This is a genomic window from Aeromicrobium sp., from assembly GCF_036675695.1.
Lineage (GTDB): Bacteria > Actinomycetota > Actinomycetes > Propionibacteriales > Nocardioidaceae > Aeromicrobium.
The window spans coordinates 1-1,623 of sequence record NZ_JAKFEL010000091.1 but is presented as its reverse complement, the minus strand read 5'-3'; the positions used below and the strand labels follow the sequence as shown (position 1 = coordinate 1,623).

General features: G+C 63.2%; 3 protein-coding genes. All 3 read left to right on the top strand.

Annotated elements, in window-relative coordinates; genetic code table 11:
• On the top strand, window positions 1-856 hold an 856-nt coding region (locus tag V6M39_RS06010), incomplete at its 5' end, for an ammonium transporter (RefSeq protein ID WP_332642839.1).
• Window positions 857-1,076: 220 nt separating this feature from the next.
• On the top strand, window positions 1,077-1,427 hold the full coding sequence (rplS, locus tag V6M39_RS06005) for a 50S ribosomal protein L19 (protein WP_332642838.1): 351 nt from the start codon (window positions 1,077-1,079) through the stop codon (window positions 1,425-1,427).
• A 43-nt stretch (window positions 1,428-1,470) separates the two neighbouring features.
• On the top strand, window positions 1,471-1,623 hold a 153-nt coding region (locus V6M39_RS06000), incomplete at its 3' end, for a S26 family signal peptidase (protein WP_332642840.1).

The window sequence follows — 1,623 nt, the reverse complement described above, 5'->3', positions numbered from 1 at the left end:
GATGCTGTTCGCCGGAATCTGGGCGACGATCTGCTACTTCCCGGTCCAGGGTTGGGTCTGGGCGTTCAACGACGAGGGCATGACCGGCTGGATCGGCAAGTTCGGCTTCGGTGACACCGCCACGCAGGACTGGGCCGGTGGTACTGCGGTCCACATCAACGCCGGTGCCGCAGCTCTGGCTCTTGCGCTCGTCCTCGGCAAGCGTACGGGCTTCAGCAAGGAGCTCCAGAAGCCTCACAACGTGCCGCTCGTCCTCATCGGCGCCGCCATCCTGTGGTTTGGTTGGTTCGGCTTCAACACCGGTGCGGCATTCGACGACACCGGTGCAAGCCTGATCTTCCTCAACACGCTGGGCGCGCCGGCGGCTGCGATCCTCGGCTGGATCCTGGTGGAGCACTTCAAGAACGGCAAGGCGACCTCGGTCGGCGCCGCTTCGGGTGCAGTTGCTGGTCTCGTGGCGATCACCCCCGCGTGTGCGTTCCTGACTCCGCTCACGGCGCTTCTGCTCGGTCTGGTCGCCGGCGCGATCTGTGCGCTGGCAGTCGAGCTGAAGTTCAAGCTGGGCTTCGACGACTCGCTCGACGTGGTGGGCATCCACCTCGTGGGCGGACTCGTCGGCTGCCTCTTCCTGGGCTTCTTCTCGCGTGAGACGGGTCTGTTCACCGGTGGTGGCAACCTGGACCAGCTCGGGACGCAGGCCGTCACGGCGTTCTCCGTGCTCGCGTTCTCGTTCATCGTCGCCTACCTCGTGGGCACGATCATCGAGAAGACGATCGGATTCCGTATCAAGCCGGACGAAGAAGCCGCGGGCATCGACTCGGTGCTCCACGGCGAAGAGGGTTACGCCCTCGACTGATCGGTTCCATCAGACTGATCTGCTCAAAGAACGTGCCCGCCAGAACCTTGGCGGGCACGTTCTGCCGTCCCGGCCGATTTCCTCCGTACACATCTGGTGTGGCAAGATTGACCCTTGGCGCAGGATGGTTCTGCCGCAGGGGCACCATCGCCGACCGCCGTTCTACCTTCATCAACAAAGCAATCCGTGGGTGACCTGTGGCACCAGCGAGGAGACAGCAATGACGAACATCATCGACCAGGTCTCGGGCGAGTCACTCCGCACCGACCTCCCCAACTTTCGCGCCGGCGACACCCTTGAAGTCCACGTCAAGGTCATCGAGGGAAGCCGCTCGCGCATCCAGGTGTTCAAGGGCGTCTGCCTCAAGGTCCAGGGTTCCGGCATAGGCCGCACGTTCACGGTCCGCAAGATCAGCTTCGGAGTCGGCGTCGAGCGTACGTTCCCGCTGCACACCCCGGTGATCGAGAAGATCGAGATTGCCAGCCGCGGTGACGTACGTCGCGCCAAGCTCTACTACCTCCGCAACCTGCGCGGCAAGGCTGCCAAGATCAAGGAAAAGCGCGAGGTCTGAGCGCGCTCGTTCGTGCGTTGCGCGCAACGGCTAGGCTCACCGCGTGACTGAGAAGCGACGACAGCTCCCCGTCTGGCAGGAGTCGATCCTTCTGGTCATCACCGCGATGGTGATGGCGGTGATCGTCAAGACGTTCTTCCTGCAGGCCTTCTACATTCCATCGGAATCGATGGAGCCCACGATGCTTGTCGACGAC